This window comes from Thermococcus prieurii (genome assembly GCF_054657655.1).
On the sequence record NZ_BAAHYH010000002.1, the window covers coordinates 360,646 to 378,991 of the forward strand.

Genomic DNA, 18,346 nt, shown 5'->3' on the forward strand with positions numbered 1-18,346 from the left:
GTTAAAACGTTAGCCCAAGAGCTTCCGCACCCTCTCCACGACCTCCCGCGCATCCCTCCCAAAGACCAGAACCATCGGCTCCTTGCCCCAGTCGCCGAGGTGGTAAACCACGTCGGGCCTTTCTCCGGCCCTCTTTACTGCCGTCTCGATGCCCCACTCCATAGTCCCCCTCTCTGCCCTCTTCACCTCTTCAGGCTCTTCCCTGCGGTCGTAGAACGAAACGACGAGGCCGAGTTCCTTCGCCCTCTCTATCAGCCCCTCCGAGTAGCGGAGGTTCAGAACCGCTTTAAGCTCCGGATAGAACTCGCGCATCTTGAGGAGGGCCCTTCTCAGGTGGTCGCTGGCGTTGAGTTCAACGGGGCCGACGGGCTTTACGGTATTCCCATAGCGGACGATTCTGCCCTTGACGGCGAAGACTTCTCCAAAGGGCGTCGCGAGGGCGAAGTTAGTTCCCACCTCCGGAACGTGCGGGTTGAGCCTTTCTCCAAAGGCCACCAGCTCCTCAACCGCTTTTTCAAGTTCCTTCTCGGCCCTCCAGCGGTAAGAGTCCTTCTCCAGCTCCCAGAGAGGGTTTACGGCCTTAGCTTCCGCCTTTGAAAACCTGATGGAGTTCTCAACGAAGCGCTTCGCTATCTCGACGGCTTTCGGAAGCTCAAGTCCTTTGGCGAGGAACGTCGCTAAAGCCGAGGAGAAGGCACAGCCGGTTCCGTGGGTGAAGCCCTCGACTTTCTCTCCCGGGAACTCGTAGAACCTCCCGCGCCAGTAGAGGACGTCGGTGAGGTTAAGGTGTCCCCCCGTTACGACTGCGCCTTCCGCGCCGAGGTCCTCAACGAGGGCCTTCGCGGCTTTTCCCATATCCTCAACCGAGCGGATTTTAACTCCAGTGAGCGCCTCGGCCTCCGGGACGTTGGGCGTGACTATCGAGCCGGAAACGAGGGTCTTGAGCGATTCAGCGTCGTCAATGAGCTTTCTTCCGGTGCTTGAGGCAATCACCGGGTCGAAAACCCGGATAAAGCCTTCAGTCTCTTCCCTCACGACCCCGGCAACCTCACCGCTCCCGAGCATCCCGATTTTAACCGCTTTAACCTCAAAGCCGTCCTTAACGGCCCGTATCTGTTCCCTTACAACCTCGGGCGGAAGGGCGTGGTAGCCCCTCACCTCCGAGGGGTTCTGGTAGGTGACAGCGGTCAGAACCGGGAGCGGGTGCTCGCCCAGGGCGGAGACCGTCTCGACGTCGGCCTTTAAACCGGCCCCTCCCCCGGTGTCGAGGCCAGCTACAATCAGGACGGCCATTCCATCACCTCAGCTTCTCGAGGATTTCGAGGGCCGCTTTCCGTCCGCTCAGGAACATCCCGCCGAATATCGGACCCATCCTCGGCGCTCCGGCTATTGCATTGGCGGCCATTCCCGTGACGTAGAGGCCCGGGAAGATTTCCTTCGTGTTCTTCACAGTCAGCTCCTCCCCCTTCTCCGCCCACATCGGCCCCTCCCCCGGAACCTGGAGGAGACCGCGCCTGACGATGTGCTGGGTTATCTGCGCCCCGTGGCCCGTCGAATCAACAACAAAGCGCGCCTCGACCGTGAGCGGGTCCACGTGAAGGCCCGTCATCATCACCGGCGTCCAGTTGATTACGATTCCCGCGACGCGGTTCTCCTTGAGAACCAAATCCTCAACCTCAACCATGTTGAAGAACCTCACGCCGGCCTTTACTACTTTGCTCGCTATCGTCGTAGCCGTCTCGATGGCGTCGGCAACGTAGAGGTTCTCCCGGAACGGCCTGTAGTTTATCCCGAACTCGTCGAGGATTTCTCTAGCTTCCTCCTGAACGACGATTTTGTTGAAGCCCATCGCACCGCCCCAGATTCCGCCCCCGATTGAGAGCTTCTTCTCGAAGATTGCCACCTTCGCGCCGTTCTTGGCGAGGTAGTATCCCGCTACCATCCCCGAGGGGCCGGCACCCACAATAGCGACGTCGAGGCTCAGGCTTTCGAGAAGCTCGGAAGTGTAGGCCTCTATTATCGCCCTGCTTATCTCTATCTCCCTAAGCATCGCGACCACCCAAAACCTTTTAAGTCCCGCTCAAAACTGAGTTTTGAAATTTAAAAACTTTGTTATAAATGGGTTTTAAAACCGGGTGATTGGCATGACCCAGCTTGAGGATGCAAGGCGCGGGATAATCACGGAGGAGATGAAGTTTATCGCCGAGCGGGAGGGGATAAGCGCCGAGAAACTCAGGAGGAGCGTGGCAAAGGGGCATACTGTGATATTCAGGAACGTCCGCCACGACTGGGTTAAGCCGGTCGCGGTGGGCAACGTCGTCCGCGTTAAGGTCAACGCCAACATTGGAACGTCGCGCGACATAGTGGACGTTAAGGCGGAGATAGAGAAGGCTAAGGTCGCCGTGAAATACGGCGCCGACACGATAATGGACCTCTCCACCGGTGGAGACCTTGACTCGATAAGGAAGGCCATCATGCACGCCGTTGACGTGCCCATCGGAACGGTACCGATTTACCAGGCCGCCGAGGAGATGTTAGCTAAAGGAAAGGCCATCATCGAGATGAGCGAGGACGATATGTGGAGGGCCGTCGAGAAGCACTTCAGGGACGGCGTTGACTACACGACGATTCACGTTGGGGTTACGAAAGAAGTCGTCGAGAAGATGAAAAGGGTAAAGAGAGTCGTCGGCATGGTCTCGCGTGGGGGAACCTTCCTCGCGGCGTGGATACTCCACTGGGGCGAGGAGAACCCGTTCTACAGGGACTATGACTACCTCCTCGAGCTCGCCAAGGAGTACGACGTTGTTCTGAGTCTCGGCGATGGGCTTAGGCCCGGCGGTCTTCCGGATGCGGGCGACGAGCTTCAGATTGCCGAGCTTTACACCCTCGGAAGGCTCGTAAGGCGCGCGAGAGAAGCCGGAGTTCAGACGATGGTCGAGGGACCGGGCCACGTGCCGATTGACCAGATTCCGGCCCAGATAAAGCTCGCGAAGGTTGCAACTGACAACGCACCCTTCTACGTCCTCGGCCCAATCGTTACCGACATCTTCCCTGGCTACGACCACATAACTTCGACCATAGGGGGAGCGATAGCGGCTTTGAACGGCGCGGACTTCCTGTGCTACGTTACTCCAGCCGAGCACCTCGGACTGCCGACGGTCGAGCACGTCCGCGAGGGAGTTATAGCGGCGAAGATAGCGGCACACGCGGTCAATTTGACCCGCTTCGAGGAGGACTTCAGGCGGGACTACCTCATGAGCGTCGCGCGGGGAAGGCTCGACTGGGCGAAGCAGTACGAGCTGAGCTGGGATAAGGAGAAGTTCATCGAGATAAGGAAGGAGAGACCGACGAAGACAGAGGCCTGCTCGATGTGCGGCGACCTCTGCGCGATAAAGCTCATCAATGACATGCTGAGGAAGGGGTGAGAGCTTGAGGCTCGTCTATTCCGGCAAGACGAAGGACGTTTACGAGGACGGGCTCTTTCTCATCTTCCACTTCAAGGACACGGTTCTCGGGAGGGAAGGCAGGGAGGACAGCGGGGGCAACGAGGTAATCGGCGAGAAAGCCGGAAAGGGAAGCCTCGTTTTGAAGCAGACCGAATTCTTCTTCAGGTTGCTTGAGGGGAACAGCGTAAAGACGCACTTCGTGGAGAGGATTGACAATAGAAAAGCCCGCTTCCTGAAGGCCGAGAGGATTCCGCTGGAGGTCATCTACCGCGAGCTGGCCTACGGGAGCTTCCTTCGGCGCTACAAAGACTGGGTGAAGCCCTTCCAGAGGCTTGGGATAGTGGAGTTCACTTTGAAGGACGACTCGCTCGACGACCCCCTCATAGCGGAGGAAGCCGTTATTGCCCTCGGAATCTCGAACAGAGAAGAGGTTGAGGCTATGAAGAAAACCACCAGAAAGGTCGCGGGAATCCTGCGGGAGTTCTTTTCCTCGAAGGGCCTCCAGCTCGTTGATTTCAAGCTCGAGTTCGGCAGGCTTGACGGCGGGCTAATCGTCATAGACGAGCTGAGCGGAGATACCATGCGCGTTGCGAGGAACGGGAGGATTCTGACGCGCGAGGAACTCTCGGAGGTGGTTGGATGATAATCTCGACGATAGCGTCTCATTCCTCCCTTCAGATTCTCCTCGGGGCCAAAGACGAGGGGTTCAGGACGAAGCTCTACGTGAAGCCCGAAAGAAAAGCTTTCTACGCCTCCACGAGGCTCGCGGACGAGCTTGTGGTCACTGAAGACATGGGCGCGATTCTCGATGACGACGGAATAGTAATCCCTCACGGCTCCTTCGTGGCCTACCTCGGCCTTGAGAGAATAGAGAGAGCTAAAGCAAAGTTCTTCGGCAACAGGCGCTTCCTCAAGTGGGAAACCAGCTTTGAACTCCAGGATAAAGCCCTCGACGAGGCGGGAATTCCAAGGGTCCGGGTCATCGCGCCCGATGAGGTTGAGCCAGAGAAGCTCTACTTCGTCCGCCTTGAGGGACCGAGGGGAGGGAGCGGGCACTTCATAGCGCGCGGGGAGGAGCTTGATGAGAAGGTAGGGGAGCTTAAGGAACCCCACAGGATAGAGGAGTTCGTCCCGGGCGTTTACCTCTACGTCCACTTTTTCTACTCGCCGATTCTGGGAAGGCTCGAACTCCTCGGCGTCGACGAGAGGGTAGTTATCGCCGACGGAAATGCCCGCTGGCCGGCGAAACCGCTCCCCTACATGATAGCGGGGAACGTTGGCGTCGCTTTGAGGGAATCGCTCCTTCCGAGGCTCTACGACTACGGTCTGGCATTCGTGGAAGCCATGAAAAAGCTCGAACCGCCCGGAATCATCGGTCCCTTCGCGCTCCACTTCGCCTACGACGGTAGCTTTAGGGCGATAGGCTTCGCCTCGCGCATCGACGGCGGTTCGAACGCCCTCCACTGGTACGGAAGGCTCTATTGGGACGAGTCCATGAGCGTCGGAAGGAGGATGGCGCGGGAAATCAGGCTGGCCATCGAGGAAGACCGGCTCGGGGAGGTGGTAACGTGACCTACACTGGCAGAACCCTCGGGATCGGGCTGATGAAAGGCAGGCCTTTCGCCTTCTACCTCCTCTGCTCCCGCTCCTTTCCGAGGAGGAGGGCGATCGTGAGGGAAAACGCCGTCTACATCGAGAACCTGACGGAAACGGACAACCCCTACGTGAGCTACCCGGTGGTGAGGCTCCTCAGCGAATACGCCGTCGTCACGAACGGCCTCCAGACGGACTTCATAGCCCAGGCCCTCGAGTGGGAAAGCCCGAAGAAGGCCCTAATCCACGTTCTTGATGCCCTCGACTACGAGAGAGATGATTACAGCACGCCGAGGATAGCCGGGATAACCGGAACCGACGGCAAAGGCTGGCTCGGCTTCGCAGGAAGGGAGGAGTTCTGGGTGAGGGAACTGAAGCTGAGGGAAGGAAAGGCCTTCGTCACGGCAACCTACAGCCTCGGCTTCACCGAGCTTGAGTTCCCGGCATTTGAAAGCGCCGAGGAGCTTGCGAGAAAGGCTCTGGAGCTTCCCTTCGAGAAGAAGGTGCTCGCCATCGGGGTGGTAAAAGGAAAAGGGGGGTGGGAGGTTCACGGGCTGTAGTTGCTGGCCTGGTAGTACCAGTCGTTGCCCGTCGGCCTCGGGATGAGGGGCTTCGGCCAGAACTTCATCGCAACCCTGAGTATTGTGAGGAAGTCGTAGCGGTAGGATATGTGGTCGCCGCCCCAGTGCTGTGAGAGGAGTTCGTAGGCCTGGTGGACGTTCTCCATCATCCTGTTCCACTGTTCCTGGCTTATAGCACCCTTCCTGAAGAAGCTGGTGCGGACAATGTTGAAGAAGTACACGATGTCGCTCCACGTTATGTTGGCGTCGTAGACGTCCCTTGTCTCCATGTCCATCGTTGCAGTTATGTTGACGACAGTCGGCACGTGGCCGCCGAAGCCCTCCATGTTGAGGGCCTTCCACAGGACGGGTGCGTTTACGGCCTTCTCCCAGTTGCTTGAGAATACCTTGAGTGCGGCGACAGAACCCATACCCCTGTTGTAGCCGTAGTCAAGTATCTCAGTCTCGGCCCATGGGTCTTTAGCCTCGCGCAGGAACTCGTTGTACTTCTCTCCAATGGCCGCGTAGAGGAGCTCCCTCTCCATGGTAAGGCTTATGGCGGCTGTTATGGGGGAGCGTATCCATGCGGGGTTCTTTGGGTTGAGGGAGACCTGAAGGTAGGCGTTGTGGGAGGCGTTGGTCGGGAACAGGTCCGGGTAGTACTTGGTGAGCTGGATGAAGTTCTCGCTCTCAATCTGGAATATGCCGTCCGGATGGTCTATGAGAACAGGCCAGTGGTAAGTCTGGCCGTTGATTGTGACGTTGAAGCCCTTGAAGGAGGGGTCCTTTGTAACCGCGGTTCCCCAGTTCTCCTTGGCGGCGAGCGCCATAAGATAGTTGGGGTTTATCCTGAACCAAGCGTACGCAAGTGCAAGTCCCATGGCGAAGTACTTGTTCGGAACCCACATCCTGGCGCCGCGGGCGAGGTTGAGAGGATATGTTATGTTGGCGAGGCCTATAATTATCTGCGTCCTGCTGGGTGGGTGGCAAACGATTACGCCGTTGAGCTCGGGCGTGAAGTTCGGGCTGTAGTACTCGGAAGGATTGCCAATGAGATCTGAGAGCGTGAAGTTACCCGGCCTCCAGCTCGCGGGAAGGGCTCCAATGCTGGGGTAAACGACGGGACCACGTAGATAGTTGACCTTAAAATTATGGGGGACCGGATCAGAGCCGGATTTCGCGATCCTGACAACGACCGTGACTGAGGTGTTTAGGGGGAAGACGCTTCTCCAGGTGAGATCGAGGGTCACGCGGCTGCCGTTGACGTAGTACTTCGGGCTTCCCCCTTCTGCGTATCCGATGGAGAGGATCCTCCCGGTAGTTTCAAAGCTGATGTTCCTGAGGTCAAAGCAGTAGCCATCCCATGTGTAGTTCCGGTTGAGGTTGGCGATGTGAATATCAACCGTCAGGACCGACCCGTTATCACTCGCAACCTTGTACGCGACGTAGAGGGAGGTTGAGTTATCGGGGTTGGTGACGTTTACCCAAGAACCCGTGACCGGGGAGGGGGACGGGTTCGTACCGTTACCTGGATTTAAGGGTGGAACTGGTGCGCCCTTCGGCCAGACATCCCAAACTTTGCCGTTCACGACGAGAACTATTGATTTCGCCTTACCCGACTGAACTATGAACCCAAAGCTTGCCGTTGGTCCCCTGTTCCAGCTGAGGGGCGTGAAAACGGTCCAGTCCCTCCAACTCGATTTCTCAACGCTCCACTGGCCGGAAACGTTGGCGCCCACAAGCCTCACGTAGACCCTCCAGTCGTACTTGCCCCCGAGGTTGAGCTGGACGTCAAACTCTCCCCCCGTGCCCCAGTCCCTGTGCTGGACGCTCATGGGCTCACTTGGAGCGGCCCCCGCCCATGGATGGAACAGCGGCACGGGGGGCCAAAAGCATCACTACCATCAACAAAACGGATGCAAACCTGCGCACTCTCAAGCACCTCCTTGGATTTGTATGTGGCAATCTGCATATTTTCGCACAATCTTATAAGAATTTCCATGTATACAAGAATGTCCAAAGTTATAAAAAATGTCCAATATACAGGATTATTTCCCGAATATGCCCAGCGAGCGCCCCAGATTTGCCATCTCAAGGGTTGCCATCGCGTACTCGAAGCCCTTGTTGGCCTTTATTCCGGCCCTGTTCAGCCCCTGGAGCTCGTTTTCAACCGTTATGACGCCGAAGATGACTGGGACGCCCGTGTCGAGCGAGACCTTCGCGACGCCCTTGGAGACCTCGCCGGCGACCAGGTCAAAGTGCATCGTTTCGCCCCTTACGACCGCCCCCAAAGCCAAGACCGCGTCGTAGTTTCCACTCTCGGCCATTTTCTTGGCCATCAGCGGAATCTCGAAGGAACCGGGAACCCTGACGACGTCGACCCTCTCAACGCCGTGCCTCTCGAAGCAGTCGAGGGCACCTTTAAGGAGTTCCTCCGTGAGGAGGTCGTTGAACCGCGCCACCACGACGCCTATCCTGAGACCCTCCCCCTTGAAACTTCCCTCAAACGTCCTCACCTCCACAGCAACACCCCCCTAAACCTCAAAAGGAAGCCTGTGGCCGAGCTTTTCGGCCTTGACCCTAAGATAGGGCCTGTTGTGCTCGGTGACCTCCCCGGGAACTGGGATTACCCCGACGACCTCCATCCCGAGCTCCTCAAGAGCCCTGGCCTTCGCCGGGTTGTTGGTCATCAGCCGTATCCTTGAAACGCCCAGCGCGCGAAGCATCTGGAAGGCGGCCTCATAGGTCCTCTCGTCGGCCTTATAGCCGAGCGCTTCGTTGGCCTCAACGGTGTCCAATCCCCTGTCCTGGAGCTCGTAGGCCTTAACCTTCTCCTTCAGGCCGATTCCCCGCCCTTCCTGGTCGAGGTAGAGCAGAATCCCGCCCTCCTGCACTATCATCCTCAGTGAATTGGCCAGCTGACTTCCGCAGTCGCACTTGAGGGAGGCGAGCGTGTCCCCCGTGAGGCACTTCGAGTGCACCCTGACGAGAGGAACGTCGCCGTAGGGCTCCCTGGCTATCGCGACGTGCTCCTTGAAGTCGAGCTCGTTCTCGAAGGCTATTATCCTGAACTCTCCGTACCTTGTAGGCAGTCTCGCGTTGGCGTAAACTCTAATCAGCTGCTTCCTTTTCACGAACTCCTTCCAGACGTCGTCCGTCGTGATAACCGGCAGGCCGTGCTCCTCAGCGAAGGCCAGCGCGTACCCGCGGTTGTGGGAGTCGCCCCTCTCGTCGAGGAGCTCGATTATCAGGGCGTAGCGCCTGAAGCCGAGGAACTCCATGAGCTCGAGCGAGCTCTCCGTATGCCCGCGGCGCCTGTTGAGCCCAATCCCGCCGAGGAGGTGCAGATGACCGGGGTAGCGGAAGGCCTCAACCCCCAGCCCCTCGGCGAGCTTTCTGGCTGTCAAAGCCCTCTCCTCCGCCGTTATGCCCGTGAAGGTTTCTTGGTAATCAAGGGGAACGAGGAAGTTCGTCTCACCTTCTTTGCTCGGCAGGCGGAAGAAGCCCTTTCTCAGGGCCTCGTCCATGTCCATCGTGAGGCAGAGGAGGCCCTTAGCGGAAAGCATGAAGTTCACAACCTCGGCAGAGGCAAGCTCTGCCGGAAAAACCAAATCGGCCTCGAACTCCCTTCTATCGTCCACCAGCACGACGGGTTTTCCGTCGAGGATTACCCTCCGGATTTCTTTAAGGTCCATTGGTATCATGTTCCGTAAAAAGAACATCATTTTTAAAGGTTTGTTCCAAAAATGGAAAAATCATCCGGGCTGGACGACGAGGTCCAGGACGAGGAAGCCCTCAAACTGACCTCCCCCACCCTTTAGGGCGAGGCTTTTAAAAGAAAAAGGTACACATTAAACCGATGGACTATTATGTCCATCACAGTACTGCTGGACCGGAAGGCCCAACATCGCTGCAGCTGGGGCCGGACAATGCCCTGTCCAGCATCCTTCCATCCACCAGCAGAGAAAGTCATGAATCTAGTCCGAACTTCTTCTTGTACAGCTCCTCTACTTCCTGATAGAGCTCCCAGAGGAAGTTGTAGTTCTCTTTTTTCCCTTCGTGTTTGAAGCGAACCTCTTCGATGAGCGGAGCGTACTTCTCCAGGTACTCCCTGCTGATTTTCAAAACATCCTCAACGAACTCTTTAAGGGGAAGCTCGACAACACCCTTATGCTTACCCTTGAATTCAGGACAATTAGTGAATTCGAGGAGGTGATTGTGGTAGTAAATCCTTGCAGTGTCTTCAGTGGCACAGAAGTAGTATAATCCTGCCGCCTCCGAATTAAGAGTCGTCCTAAACACTACTGGCTCGTCCCCCAGCTGGAACTTATCCCACTCGGCGATATTTCTCTCAGACTGAGAATACTTCTGAACCTCCGGGTCATCTGGCCTCAACATGTGACTGCTGGCCATCAACAACTCCTGGAAAACCCCATGAACAGCCACAGCAGCTCCTTCTAGTTTGTTGTTCCAGCAGGTTCCGAGGAGTATTGTGTTGTCGATGATAAAAACTAAAGTGAAGGGGTCTGGGGAGGGCACGTACTCCGTCCAGACCCTTACAAACATGTGCCTTCCCCGCAAATCAAAATACTCAATCATTTTTTCACCCCCCACCCAAGATACCTGTTATACTCCCACACAGCATTACCCTTCTCCGGATACGCCGTCTTCAGCACGAACTCACCCTTCTCGAACTTGAACTCCAGCCTAACAACGTCAATCCCATCAACGTGCATTCCAAGCTTCTTAAGGTCCACCAGAATTTTAAAGTTCTTGCCTTCTCCTATATGCTTGAGGAACTCCTCCCTGTACTCGGAATTTTCAAGCGCCCTCTTCAGCACATCATTAAGGAACTCCATCAGCTCCTCCTCACTGTCAAAGACCATGGGCAACTGCTTAACCTCACCGTTCACTATGATTTTCTGACCCAAAGGCCAGAAATCTGTAACGGGCTTCTTTGGACTCGTCATCTCGTACCCCCAGACGTGCCTCAGGAGTATGTGGATGAGGCCTTCGCTTTCGCTGTCCCCTATTATGCCCACGGCGTAACCGTTGACTTCCCCTACTACGTACAGCAGCCCATTGCTGGTAATCCTTTCGTCAAAGGCATGGTTGGCAACGACGCGCTTAGCCTCCTGAATTCCCTCGGCAACCTCTCTCGGCGTAGCGCCGTGCTCCACAACATCCTTGAGTGCACTTAGTGAAACGCCCTCATTGACGGCTTCCTCAATTGCCTCCGTTGAAACGCCTGCCTCAGCGAGGTCGTCGAGGGCTTCCGCGGCGTCATCACCGTGCTTGACTACGTCATCGAAGATTCCGAAGAACCTCCTAAGAACGTTGTCCTCGTCATCTACTACCCCCACCCGCTTGAGAACGCTGTAAATTTTCTCGGACACTCCGAACTTCTCGCCGAGCTTCGAGACAATCTTAAACCCGTCCTCCTCGCCAGAGAGAGCGAGACCCACCACAACGAACGCACCCTGAAGCCTGCACTCCACGGAATCGACGCCGTACTTAGTGCACGCCTTGTACATATCGTACAGGTTCCACACGGTGGTCCCCACGATGACTATCGCTCCAATCAAAGCGGGAATGAACTGCGGTCTCACTTCCCTGCTGATGGTCCCGTAAGCCGCCGGGACGGTGTATGGCCCGTAAGAGGGCTCAAGCCTCACCCATGAACTCATGAAAACGCCGTTTCCCGCGGTGATGAGGAGCTTGACGTAAATCGGCTCTCTAACGTTGAAGAAGACGGCCACCTTCTTGCCCCAGGGTTTTAAGCGCCCGAGGCTCACGCGCTCGCTGACGCTGCTCCCGTCCCTGACGATGACGGCCCCAACCATCGGGTTCGGGTTCACTCAGCCCTCGCCGCGCCTCGCGAGCCCGAGGGCGATTCTCATGAAGTGCTCGTCCTCCCGGCGCATGTCGGGAAGTTTGTTCCAAAATTTCAAATTTTTGTTCCTTACTCGAAACAACGAAAGGTTTTTATGGTCTGGGCCGAACGTTAAGACGGTGATTTTCATGGAAGACCCATACATATGGGCCGAGAACCTGAGGGACGAGCGCGTTCTAAAGCTCGTCGAGGAGGAGAACAGGAGGTTTAGAGAGTTCATAGGAGACCTCAGCGACGAACTCTTCCCCGAGGTCTGGGAGTACTACTCGATTCCAACTCTTGTTTCTGCGAAGCTGACGGAGAAGGGCGTTGTGGCGATGTACCGCGAGAGGGACAGGCAAGTCATCAGGTGGCTCGGCGGAGAAACTATAGTTGACTCGAAGGAGCTTGAGAGGGAGTTTAACGACGAGGTTCTCCTTCAGGGCTTCACCGCGGACGGAAAGGGCAGGCTCTTGGCCTACAGCTTCTCGATAGGCGGTGCCGACGAGGGGATAACGAGAATCATCGACCTCGAGACCGGCGAGCTAATCGAGGAGTTCAGGCCGTCGGTGTGGAACGTCACCTTCCTCGATGACGGCTACTACTTCGCCCGCTTCTACAGGCACGGGAAAACTCCAGACGGGGTTAAAGCCCCCGCCGAGAGGTTCTTCCGGAAGGATGCGAGCGGAGAAAAACTCGTCTTCGGAGAGGGCCTCGGGTCTGGCTACTTCATCTCGCTGAGGAAGAGCAGTGACAAGAGAATGGCGATGGTTACGGTAACCTTCGGCTGGAACAGCGCGGAAATCTACGTTGGCCCAATAGACGAGCCGGAGAAGTGGGAGAAGGTTTACTCAGCGAACGTTCCGGTTGAACCGGTTGATGTCCGCGATGGCAAACTCTACCTCCTGACGAGGGAGGGGAAGGGCTTAGGAAAGCTCATCTCGGTTAAGGGCGGAAAAGTCGAGGAGGTAATCCCCGAAGGTGAGTTCCCTCTTGAGTGGGCTGTTCTGGTCGGGGATAAAATCCTCGCGGGCAGGCTCGTGCACGCGAGTCAGGGGCTTGAGGTTTACTCACTCGACGGGGAAAAGCTCGACGAGATAACCTTCGACCTCCCGGGGAGCGTCTACCCGCTCGACGCCGACGGAAAGAGGGTTTTGCTCCGCTACGAGAGTTTCACAATCCCATACCGGCTCTACGAGTTCGATGGAGAGCTCAAGCTCATCAAGGGACAAGAAATCGAGGGGAACTTCAGGGTCGAGGAGGACTTCGCGGTCTCGAAGGATGGGACGAGGGTTCACTACTTCCTCGTTAAGGGCGAGAGGGACGAGAAGAAAGCCTGGGTCTTCGGGTACGGGGGCTTCAACATTTCACTGACGCCACGCTTTTTCCCGCAGGCGATTCCATTCATAAAGCGCGGGGGAACCTTCGGAATGGCCAACCTGCGCGGTGGGAGCGAGTACGGCGAGGAGTGGCACAGGGCGGGAATGAGGGAGAACAAGCAGAACGTCTTCGACGACTTCATAGCCGTCCTTGAGAAGCTGAAGAGTGAAGGATACAGGGTAGCGGCGTGGGGCAGGAGCAACGGCGGTCTTCTGGTCTCGGCCACGCTCGTCCAGAGGCCGGACGTAATGGACTCGGCGCTGATAGGCTACCCCGTCATAGATATGATGCGCTTCCACAAGCTCTACATCGGTAGCGTCTGGGTTCCGGAGTACGGCAATCCCGACGACCCGAAGGACAGGGAGTTCCTGCTGAAGTACAGTCCCTACCACAACGTCAGGCCTGCTAAATATCCGCCGACGCTCATCTACACCGGCCTCCACGACGACCGCGTGCATCCCGCCCACGCTATCAAGTTCTTCCTGAGGCTGAAGGAGCTTGGAGCGCCGGTTTACCTCCGCGTTGAGACCAAGAGCGGACACATGGGTGCTTCCCCTGAGACGAGGGCGAGGGAGCTTACGGATTTGCTCGCCTTTGTGCTCAAGGCTCTCTCATGATTTCCACGTGGGTTAGTCCTCCCTTTCTCGCCCCTTCCTTTTTTCAAAGTTCTTCCGAAAGGTATTCGGCCTCCACGGAAAGAGATAAGCTTATATTGGGAACGCCGTTAAAAATTATGGCTGAGAGACTATGGTTGCGGGGAGAATTTCAACGGGCGTTCCTGGGCTTGACGTGATGCTTCACGGTGGGCTGATTCCAGGAAGGGTCTACCTCGTTAAAGGTTCACCCGGAACCGGAAAGACGACCTTAGCAATGCACTTTGCGATGGCAGGAGTGGCGAACGGGGAGAGCGTGCTCTACATAACCCTCGAAGAGCCGGCGGAGAACATAAGGGAGGACTTCGGGAGAATGGGTTTCGACGTCTACCACGAGGATTTCACCCTCATAGACGCAACCCCAACAACCGAGCACTACGTCCTTGTTGAGGACTTCTTTGAGACCTTCGCCAAGAACCTCAACAAGCTCACCGAATCAATAAAGGAGCAGTTCAGGGTCAGGCGCTACTCGAGGGTGGTCGTTGACCCGATAACGATGCTCAAGCTGGCCACAAAGGACGAGATTGACTACCGCAGGGCGTTTCTGACGTTCGTCAAGAGCATGATGCGTCTTAAGGCGACGGTCCTTATAACCTCAGAGCTCGAAAGGACCGACATCGAGGAGTACCTCGTGAGCGGAGTCATCGAGATGAAGCTCCTCGAGCGCGATGGAAAGCTGATGAGGGCCATCAAAATCACCAAGTTCCGCGGAAGCGGCTTCGACAACGTCATAAGGCCCTACGAGATAACGGAGAGCGGCATGGTGGTTCACCCCGACAGAACCGTGCCGTGAGGGTTCGAAATGCTTCCGCCAGAGGTCAAATCCGTTCTTGAAGAACTCCGCGCCGAGAGGATACGCGGTGCGAGCTGGATGGCCAGACGGGGGGCGGAAGCTTACCTGATTCTGGCAGACCTTCTTGAGGGCGACGAGCTGAGGAAGGCCCTCATCGAGCTCAGGCACGAGCTTCCAAGGATAAACCCGACGATGGCTTCGCTCTACAACCTCTCGCGTTTCATTCCCGTAACGGATAACCCCCTTCTCGTCAAATCCCGGGCGGAAGAGTTCCTCCGTCTGATTGACGAGGCGAAGAAGACAATCGGCAACATCGGAAGCGAGCTCATCGAGGACGGCGACACGGTTATAACGCACTCCTTCTCGTCGGCGGTCTTTGAGATACTCAGGACGGCAAAGGCCAAGGGGGTGAACTTCAATGTAATCCTCACCGAGAGCGCCCCGGACTACGAGGGGATAGCGCTGGCGAGCGCCCTCGAACGGGAAGGAATCAGCTTCGAAGTAATCACCGACGCCCAGCTCGGCCTCTTCGCGAGGAACGCCACGATAGCCCTGGTCGGTGCCGACAACGTGACGCGCGACGGGGCGGTTGTGAACAAAGCCGGCACATATCTCCTAGCTTTGGCGTGCCACGATAACGGCGTTCCTTTCTACGTCGCAACCGAGAGCTTCAAGCTCCATCCAGAACTCAAGAGCGACGAGGTTGAAATACTCGAGAGACCTTACGCGAGGCAGGGCTACCGCGTGAGGAACTTCCTCTTCGACGTTACCCCTTGGCGGTACGTGAGGGGCATAATAACGGAACTCGGGATTCTCGTCCCGCCAAGGGAAATTTAAGAAAAGGGGAAAGAATCAGCTCTCCTCGCCGACGAGCCAGAGGAGAGCGCCCTTGATGAAGGGCCAGTTGCTCTTGATGTACTTGCCATAGTATGCATCACTCAGGGCCTTGCTCGAGCCGTAAACTACTATCTTACCTTTTCCGAAGGTTACTGCCACCGCAACGACCGGCTCGCTTCCCCTCTCGTGAACTGTGTTCTTGCTGGCGTCAACCGCGTAGGAGCTCTTGTAGCCCCGGATTATCCATACGGCATCGCCGGTAACGTTGAGGGTATCGCCGTTGTAGTACATCTTCCAGTTCTCGGGAATGAACTTGGTTACCGGGCAATCCCTGTTATAGATTCCAACGAACGGATAGTAGGGCCTTCCGCTGTTCTCCTTGTCGTCCATGAGCTCGGTCTTCTCGAACTGGACGCCGGTGCCTTCGAGGAGCTCGTTGAGGGTCGGGTTGAGGTACTTGTACCAGTCACCGGCCACGAAGAGTGCTCCTCCTTCCTCAACGTACTTTCTGAGGGCGCTTATCTCCTCGTTGCTCAGCTTCGTTCTAGGATTGGCGAGTATAACCACGTCGTACTTCTTCAGCTCATCGTAGGTGAGCGGAGAGTGAGTAACGCTGACGTTCCAGCCGAGCTTCTTTATGTCCTCAACAAGGCCCTTGAAGCCGTATTTGGTGAAGTAGTGCTGGCCGTGCGAGAGGTCTATGAGAACACGGGTCACGTGGGTCGTTGTCGCGTTGCTGACGGCCGTTTGATTGGAGGTGACGTTGGAAGGCGCTGTCACGTTCTCCGTCGTCTGATTCGTCGAGGTCTGGCCGGTCTCGTTCGAAACGGGAGTACTGGGGCTTTCGCTAACCTTTTTGTAGAGGTCCTTCAGCTCGGCGGCGAGTGTGCGGAGTTCCGGCAGGGTGGACTTTAAGAGAACCGTGGCGCGTCGTATGTGAATCATCGCGGGGACGTATAGGAGAGGAGTTTTGGAGTGCGCCTCAATGGAGAAGTTCTCATAGAGGGAGTACTCCTTCTGGATTTCCGCAATCGTGCGGTTCACACTTTCAATCTCTTCCATGAGGCTCTCGGGGATTGTTGCGTTTGAGGCATTGAGCTCTCCCAGCAGGGTTGAAACCGTCGTTACGAGGTCCTCAAAAGTTGACTTATACACCGCGTATTCCCTGGAGTAGTACAAACTGAGCCCGAGTCCCCTCGTTCCCAGTTTGGGCTTTGGAAGCGGTTCTTCCTTCTTAACTGGCACCCTGTAAACTATCTCCAGGTACGGGTGGTCGTTCGTGAACTTACTCTCCTTTGAGGTGTAGCCAGCCGAGTCCGATATCTCGGTTTCGTTTTCTGCTATGAGGGCAATGCTGACCTTTCCATCCCCGCTGAGCTTGGAGCGCACGAAGGAGGTGACGTTCCAAACGGACCACTCCTTACCCTGGGGTCCAACTGCCACGCTGTCGAGGAGACTACCGTGGGCGGGCTGGTTTTCCCACGTGAGCGAGTTCTCACTCCATGAATCATCCAGAACCTCGTAGGCATCGACACGAATCGTTTTCTCGTCCGTGCCGTAGTAAGTGTACATGTGAAGGGTGGCGCTGACGATTTCTGCCCCAGGTGGCAGTATTGATTTCAGCTCTCCGAGGTCGAACTTAATGTAGATTCTCTCAACGTTTCCCTTGTAGTTTCCAACGTAGAGCTTGTAGGCAGTTCCGTAGTTGCTCTCGCTGTATTTGCCGTTTTTGACATAGGTATCGTCGCTTGGCGGGAGCTTAAGTACCTTAACCTCGTACTGGGTGTCCTGGGCAAAGACGGGATGGACGACGAGACCTCCGAGCAGAAGCAGAACTATCACCAGCGACCAGAGGCCCTTATTCGACATGGCATCACCCGCTCGTCTTCAGCCGTCCCCTTAAAAAGTCTTCCGGAAGCCTAATAAACATCCAAAAGTTAAAAACACCGGTGAGTAACATGCCGATAACCACCAAGACGGGTGACAAAGGCCTGACCGGCCTCTTCACCGGCGAGAGAATCATCAAAAACTCAATGATAATGGAGGCAAACGGAACGATTGACGAACTCGACAGCTTCATCGGCGAGGCAAAGCACTACGTGCCTGATGAAATGGTTGAAATTCTCGAGAAGGTCCAGGTTCAGCTCTATGACCTGATGGCGGAACTCGCGAGCAAGGGAAAGTACGCGAAGGTCGGGGATAATGAGATTCGCTGGCTTGAGGAGCTCACGAGGAAGTACGAAGACGAGCTCCAGCTAAGGGCCTTCGTCCTGCCGGGCTCAACGGTGGCGAGTGCCAAGCTCGACGTCTGCAGGGCGATAGCGCGAAGGGCCGAGCGGAAGGTCGCGAGGCTCTACCTCGAGGTCGGCATAGGGGAGAAGGCTCTGGTTTACCTCAACAGGCTCAGCGATTTGCTCTTTGTGATGGCGAGGCTCATAGAAAAGCGCGAGGGGAAGCTGAAGGAGGTCAAATAGAGCGCCGGTACTCCTCCATTGCCTCCTCGTAGCGGTCGCTAAGGAGCTCGTTTGCTCTGCTTTCCACGTCTTTCAATGCCTTCTCGGCCTCTTCAAGGCTCGGGCTGACAACGGCAACTCCGAGCCCGCCGATTCGCTTTATCGCTATCACCTTCTTCCCGTTGCGGATGAAGACCTCTACGCTCCCCTCAAGGCCCAGCTCTCCAGCCTTCTTCTCGATGTAATGCAGAACGTCCTCTATGTGCGCCCCGAGCCTCTCGTTGCCCTCGAGGCTGAGGCCGTCCTGGGTGATGACCATCTCATAGATTTCTGGCTTGTCCTTCCACAAAAAGGAAAGGAGACGGATGGGCATGGCGACCACCTCAGTAGAGCATCTCCTCGAGCTTTGGAAGGACCTTCCTGAGCTCAAGCTTCATCCTGCCAAGGTTGAGGTCGGCGTCGCCGATGACTATCAGATAGTAATCGCTTCCTATCGGGTTTGTGAACATCCTGGCGTTCTTGAACTCGAGAATGGCCTCCTTGAGTTCTCCTGCCCCGAACTGGTTGCCCATCAGCTTTATGGCAGAAACGAGCTCGTGAAGGACCCCGGCGATGGCCTCGCGGTCGAGGTTCTTCTTCATCGCCGACTCGATGACGAGGCCGTCCTTGTCGACCACTATCGCACCTATGACCCCGTCGATTTCCAGCATGTCCGTGAGTATTTTACCCATCACGAGGTCCACCGCGCTCATTCTACCA

Annotated in this window: 18 protein-coding genes; 8 read left to right on the plus strand and 10 right to left on the minus strand. The window is 56.4% G+C overall.

The features are described from left to right. Window positions 1–9: 9 nt before the first annotated feature. Together thiD and ACYQ04_RS05190 are read right to left on the minus strand one after the other, a co-directional pair. Window positions 10–1,293, minus strand: a complete 1,284-nt coding sequence (gene thiD / locus ACYQ04_RS05185; protein ID WP_460127866.1) for a bifunctional hydroxymethylpyrimidine kinase/phosphomethylpyrimidine kinase — start codon at window positions 1,291–1,293, stop codon at window positions 10–12. Window positions 1,294–1,297: 4 nt separating this feature from the next. Continuing rightward, entirely contained in the window at window positions 1,298–2,050 is a 753-nt protein-coding gene (locus ACYQ04_RS05190) for a sulfide-dependent adenosine diphosphate thiazole synthase (RefSeq protein ID WP_460127868.1), read from the minus strand. A 94-nt stretch (window positions 2,051–2,144) separates the two neighbouring features. Here ACYQ04_RS05190 and thiC point away from each other — a divergent pair, with 94 nt between their 5' ends. The 4 genes from thiC to ACYQ04_RS05210 are packed head-to-tail and all read left to right on the plus strand — an operon-like array spanning window position 2,145 to window position 5,599. After that, on the plus strand, window positions 2,145–3,425 hold the full coding sequence (gene thiC / locus ACYQ04_RS05195; RefSeq protein ID WP_460129902.1) for a phosphomethylpyrimidine synthase ThiC: 1,281 nt from the start codon (window positions 2,145–2,147) through the stop codon (window positions 3,423–3,425). A gap of 4 nt (window positions 3,426–3,429) precedes the next feature. Next, a complete protein-coding gene (locus tag ACYQ04_RS05200; RefSeq protein ID WP_460127870.1) occupies window positions 3,430–4,089 on the plus strand; it encodes a phosphoribosylaminoimidazolesuccinocarboxamide synthase in 660 nt (219 codons plus the stop codon). Beyond that, window positions 4,086–5,018 (plus strand): formate--phosphoribosylaminoimidazolecarboxamide ligase, encoded by a 933-nt coding sequence (locus ACYQ04_RS05205; protein WP_460127872.1) that lies wholly within the window; start codon window positions 4,086–4,088, stop codon window positions 5,016–5,018. The genes ACYQ04_RS05200 and ACYQ04_RS05205 overlap by 4 nt, the downstream gene beginning before the upstream one ends. Beyond that, entirely contained in the window at window positions 5,015–5,599 is a 585-nt protein-coding gene (locus tag ACYQ04_RS05210) for an IMP cyclohydrolase (RefSeq protein ID WP_460127874.1), read from the plus strand. The genes ACYQ04_RS05205 and ACYQ04_RS05210 overlap by 4 nt, the downstream gene beginning before the upstream one ends. Here ACYQ04_RS05210 and ACYQ04_RS05215 read toward each other — a convergent pair. The 5 genes from ACYQ04_RS05215 to ACYQ04_RS05235 all read right to left on the minus strand — a co-directional run bounded on the left by ACYQ04_RS05215 (window position 5,587) and on the right by ACYQ04_RS05235 (window position 11,457). After that, the gene (locus tag ACYQ04_RS05215; RefSeq protein ID WP_460127876.1) at window positions 5,587–7,434 is read right to left on the minus strand and encodes a hypothetical protein; all 1,848 of its coding nucleotides are present in this window, start codon (window positions 7,432–7,434) and stop codon (window positions 5,587–5,589) included. The genes ACYQ04_RS05210 and ACYQ04_RS05215 overlap by 13 nt on opposite strands. Before the next feature lie 213 nt (window positions 7,435–7,647). Further along, complete coding sequence (gene ribH, locus ACYQ04_RS05220; RefSeq protein WP_460127878.1) at window positions 7,648–8,121, minus strand: 6,7-dimethyl-8-ribityllumazine synthase; 474 nt, start codon at window positions 8,119–8,121, stop codon at window positions 7,648–7,650. 12 nt (window positions 8,122–8,133) lie between these two features. Next, entirely contained in the window at window positions 8,134–9,294 is a 1,161-nt protein-coding gene (locus ACYQ04_RS05225; RefSeq protein WP_460129904.1) for a bifunctional 3,4-dihydroxy-2-butanone-4-phosphate synthase/GTP cyclohydrolase II, read from the minus strand. Between the two features lie 274 nt (window positions 9,295–9,568). Next, window positions 9,569–10,198: a hypothetical protein gene (locus ACYQ04_RS05230; RefSeq protein ID WP_460127879.1), complete on the minus strand. Its 630-nt coding sequence runs from the start codon at window positions 10,196–10,198 to the stop codon at window positions 9,569–9,571. After that, a complete protein-coding gene (locus ACYQ04_RS05235; protein WP_460127881.1) occupies window positions 10,195–11,457 on the minus strand; it encodes a cytidine/deoxycytidylate deaminase family protein in 1,263 nt (420 codons plus the stop codon). The genes ACYQ04_RS05230 and ACYQ04_RS05235 overlap by 4 nt, the downstream gene beginning before the upstream one ends. Before the next feature lie 163 nt (window positions 11,458–11,620). Here ACYQ04_RS05235 and ACYQ04_RS05240 point away from each other — a divergent pair, with 163 nt between their 5' ends. From ACYQ04_RS05240 to ACYQ04_RS05250, 3 genes are all read left to right on the plus strand, one after another. After that, window positions 11,621–13,468, plus strand: a complete 1,848-nt coding sequence (locus tag ACYQ04_RS05240; RefSeq protein WP_460129906.1) for a prolyl oligopeptidase family serine peptidase — start codon at window positions 11,621–11,623, stop codon at window positions 13,466–13,468. 130 nt (window positions 13,469–13,598) lie between these two features. Beyond that, complete coding sequence (locus ACYQ04_RS05245; protein WP_099210639.1) at window positions 13,599–14,297, plus strand: RAD55 family ATPase; 699 nt, start codon at window positions 13,599–13,601, stop codon at window positions 14,295–14,297. 9 nt (window positions 14,298–14,306) lie between these two features. Beyond that, window positions 14,307–15,134: a translation initiation factor eIF-2B alpha/beta/delta subunit family protein gene (locus tag ACYQ04_RS05250; protein WP_460127884.1), complete on the plus strand. Its 828-nt coding sequence runs from the start codon at window positions 14,307–14,309 to the stop codon at window positions 15,132–15,134. Between the two features lie 15 nt (window positions 15,135–15,149). Here ACYQ04_RS05250 and ACYQ04_RS05255 read toward each other — a convergent pair whose 3' ends face one another. Continuing rightward, entirely contained in the window at window positions 15,150–17,003 is a 1,854-nt protein-coding gene (locus tag ACYQ04_RS05255; RefSeq protein ID WP_460127886.1) for a DUF4350 domain-containing protein, read from the minus strand. A gap of 89 nt (window positions 17,004–17,092) precedes the next feature. Between ACYQ04_RS05255 and ACYQ04_RS05260 the strand changes: the two genes are divergently transcribed. Continuing rightward, a complete protein-coding gene (locus ACYQ04_RS05260) occupies window positions 17,093–17,608 on the plus strand; it encodes a cob(I)yrinic acid a,c-diamide adenosyltransferase (RefSeq protein ID WP_460129908.1) in 516 nt (171 codons plus the stop codon). Here the strand turns inward: ACYQ04_RS05260 and ACYQ04_RS05265 are convergent. Both ACYQ04_RS05265 and ACYQ04_RS05270 read right to left on the minus strand, forming a co-directional pair. Then, window positions 17,601–17,960: a hypothetical protein gene (locus ACYQ04_RS05265; RefSeq protein WP_460127888.1), complete on the minus strand. Its 360-nt coding sequence runs from the start codon at window positions 17,958–17,960 to the stop codon at window positions 17,601–17,603. The two genes, ACYQ04_RS05260 and ACYQ04_RS05265, sit on opposite strands and share 8 nt — an antisense overlap. A gap of 10 nt (window positions 17,961–17,970) precedes the next feature. Then, window positions 17,971–18,339 (minus strand): roadblock/LC7 domain-containing protein, encoded by a 369-nt coding sequence (locus tag ACYQ04_RS05270; RefSeq protein ID WP_460127890.1) that lies wholly within the window; start codon window positions 18,337–18,339, stop codon window positions 17,971–17,973. Between the last annotated feature and the right edge of the window lie 7 nt (window positions 18,340–18,346).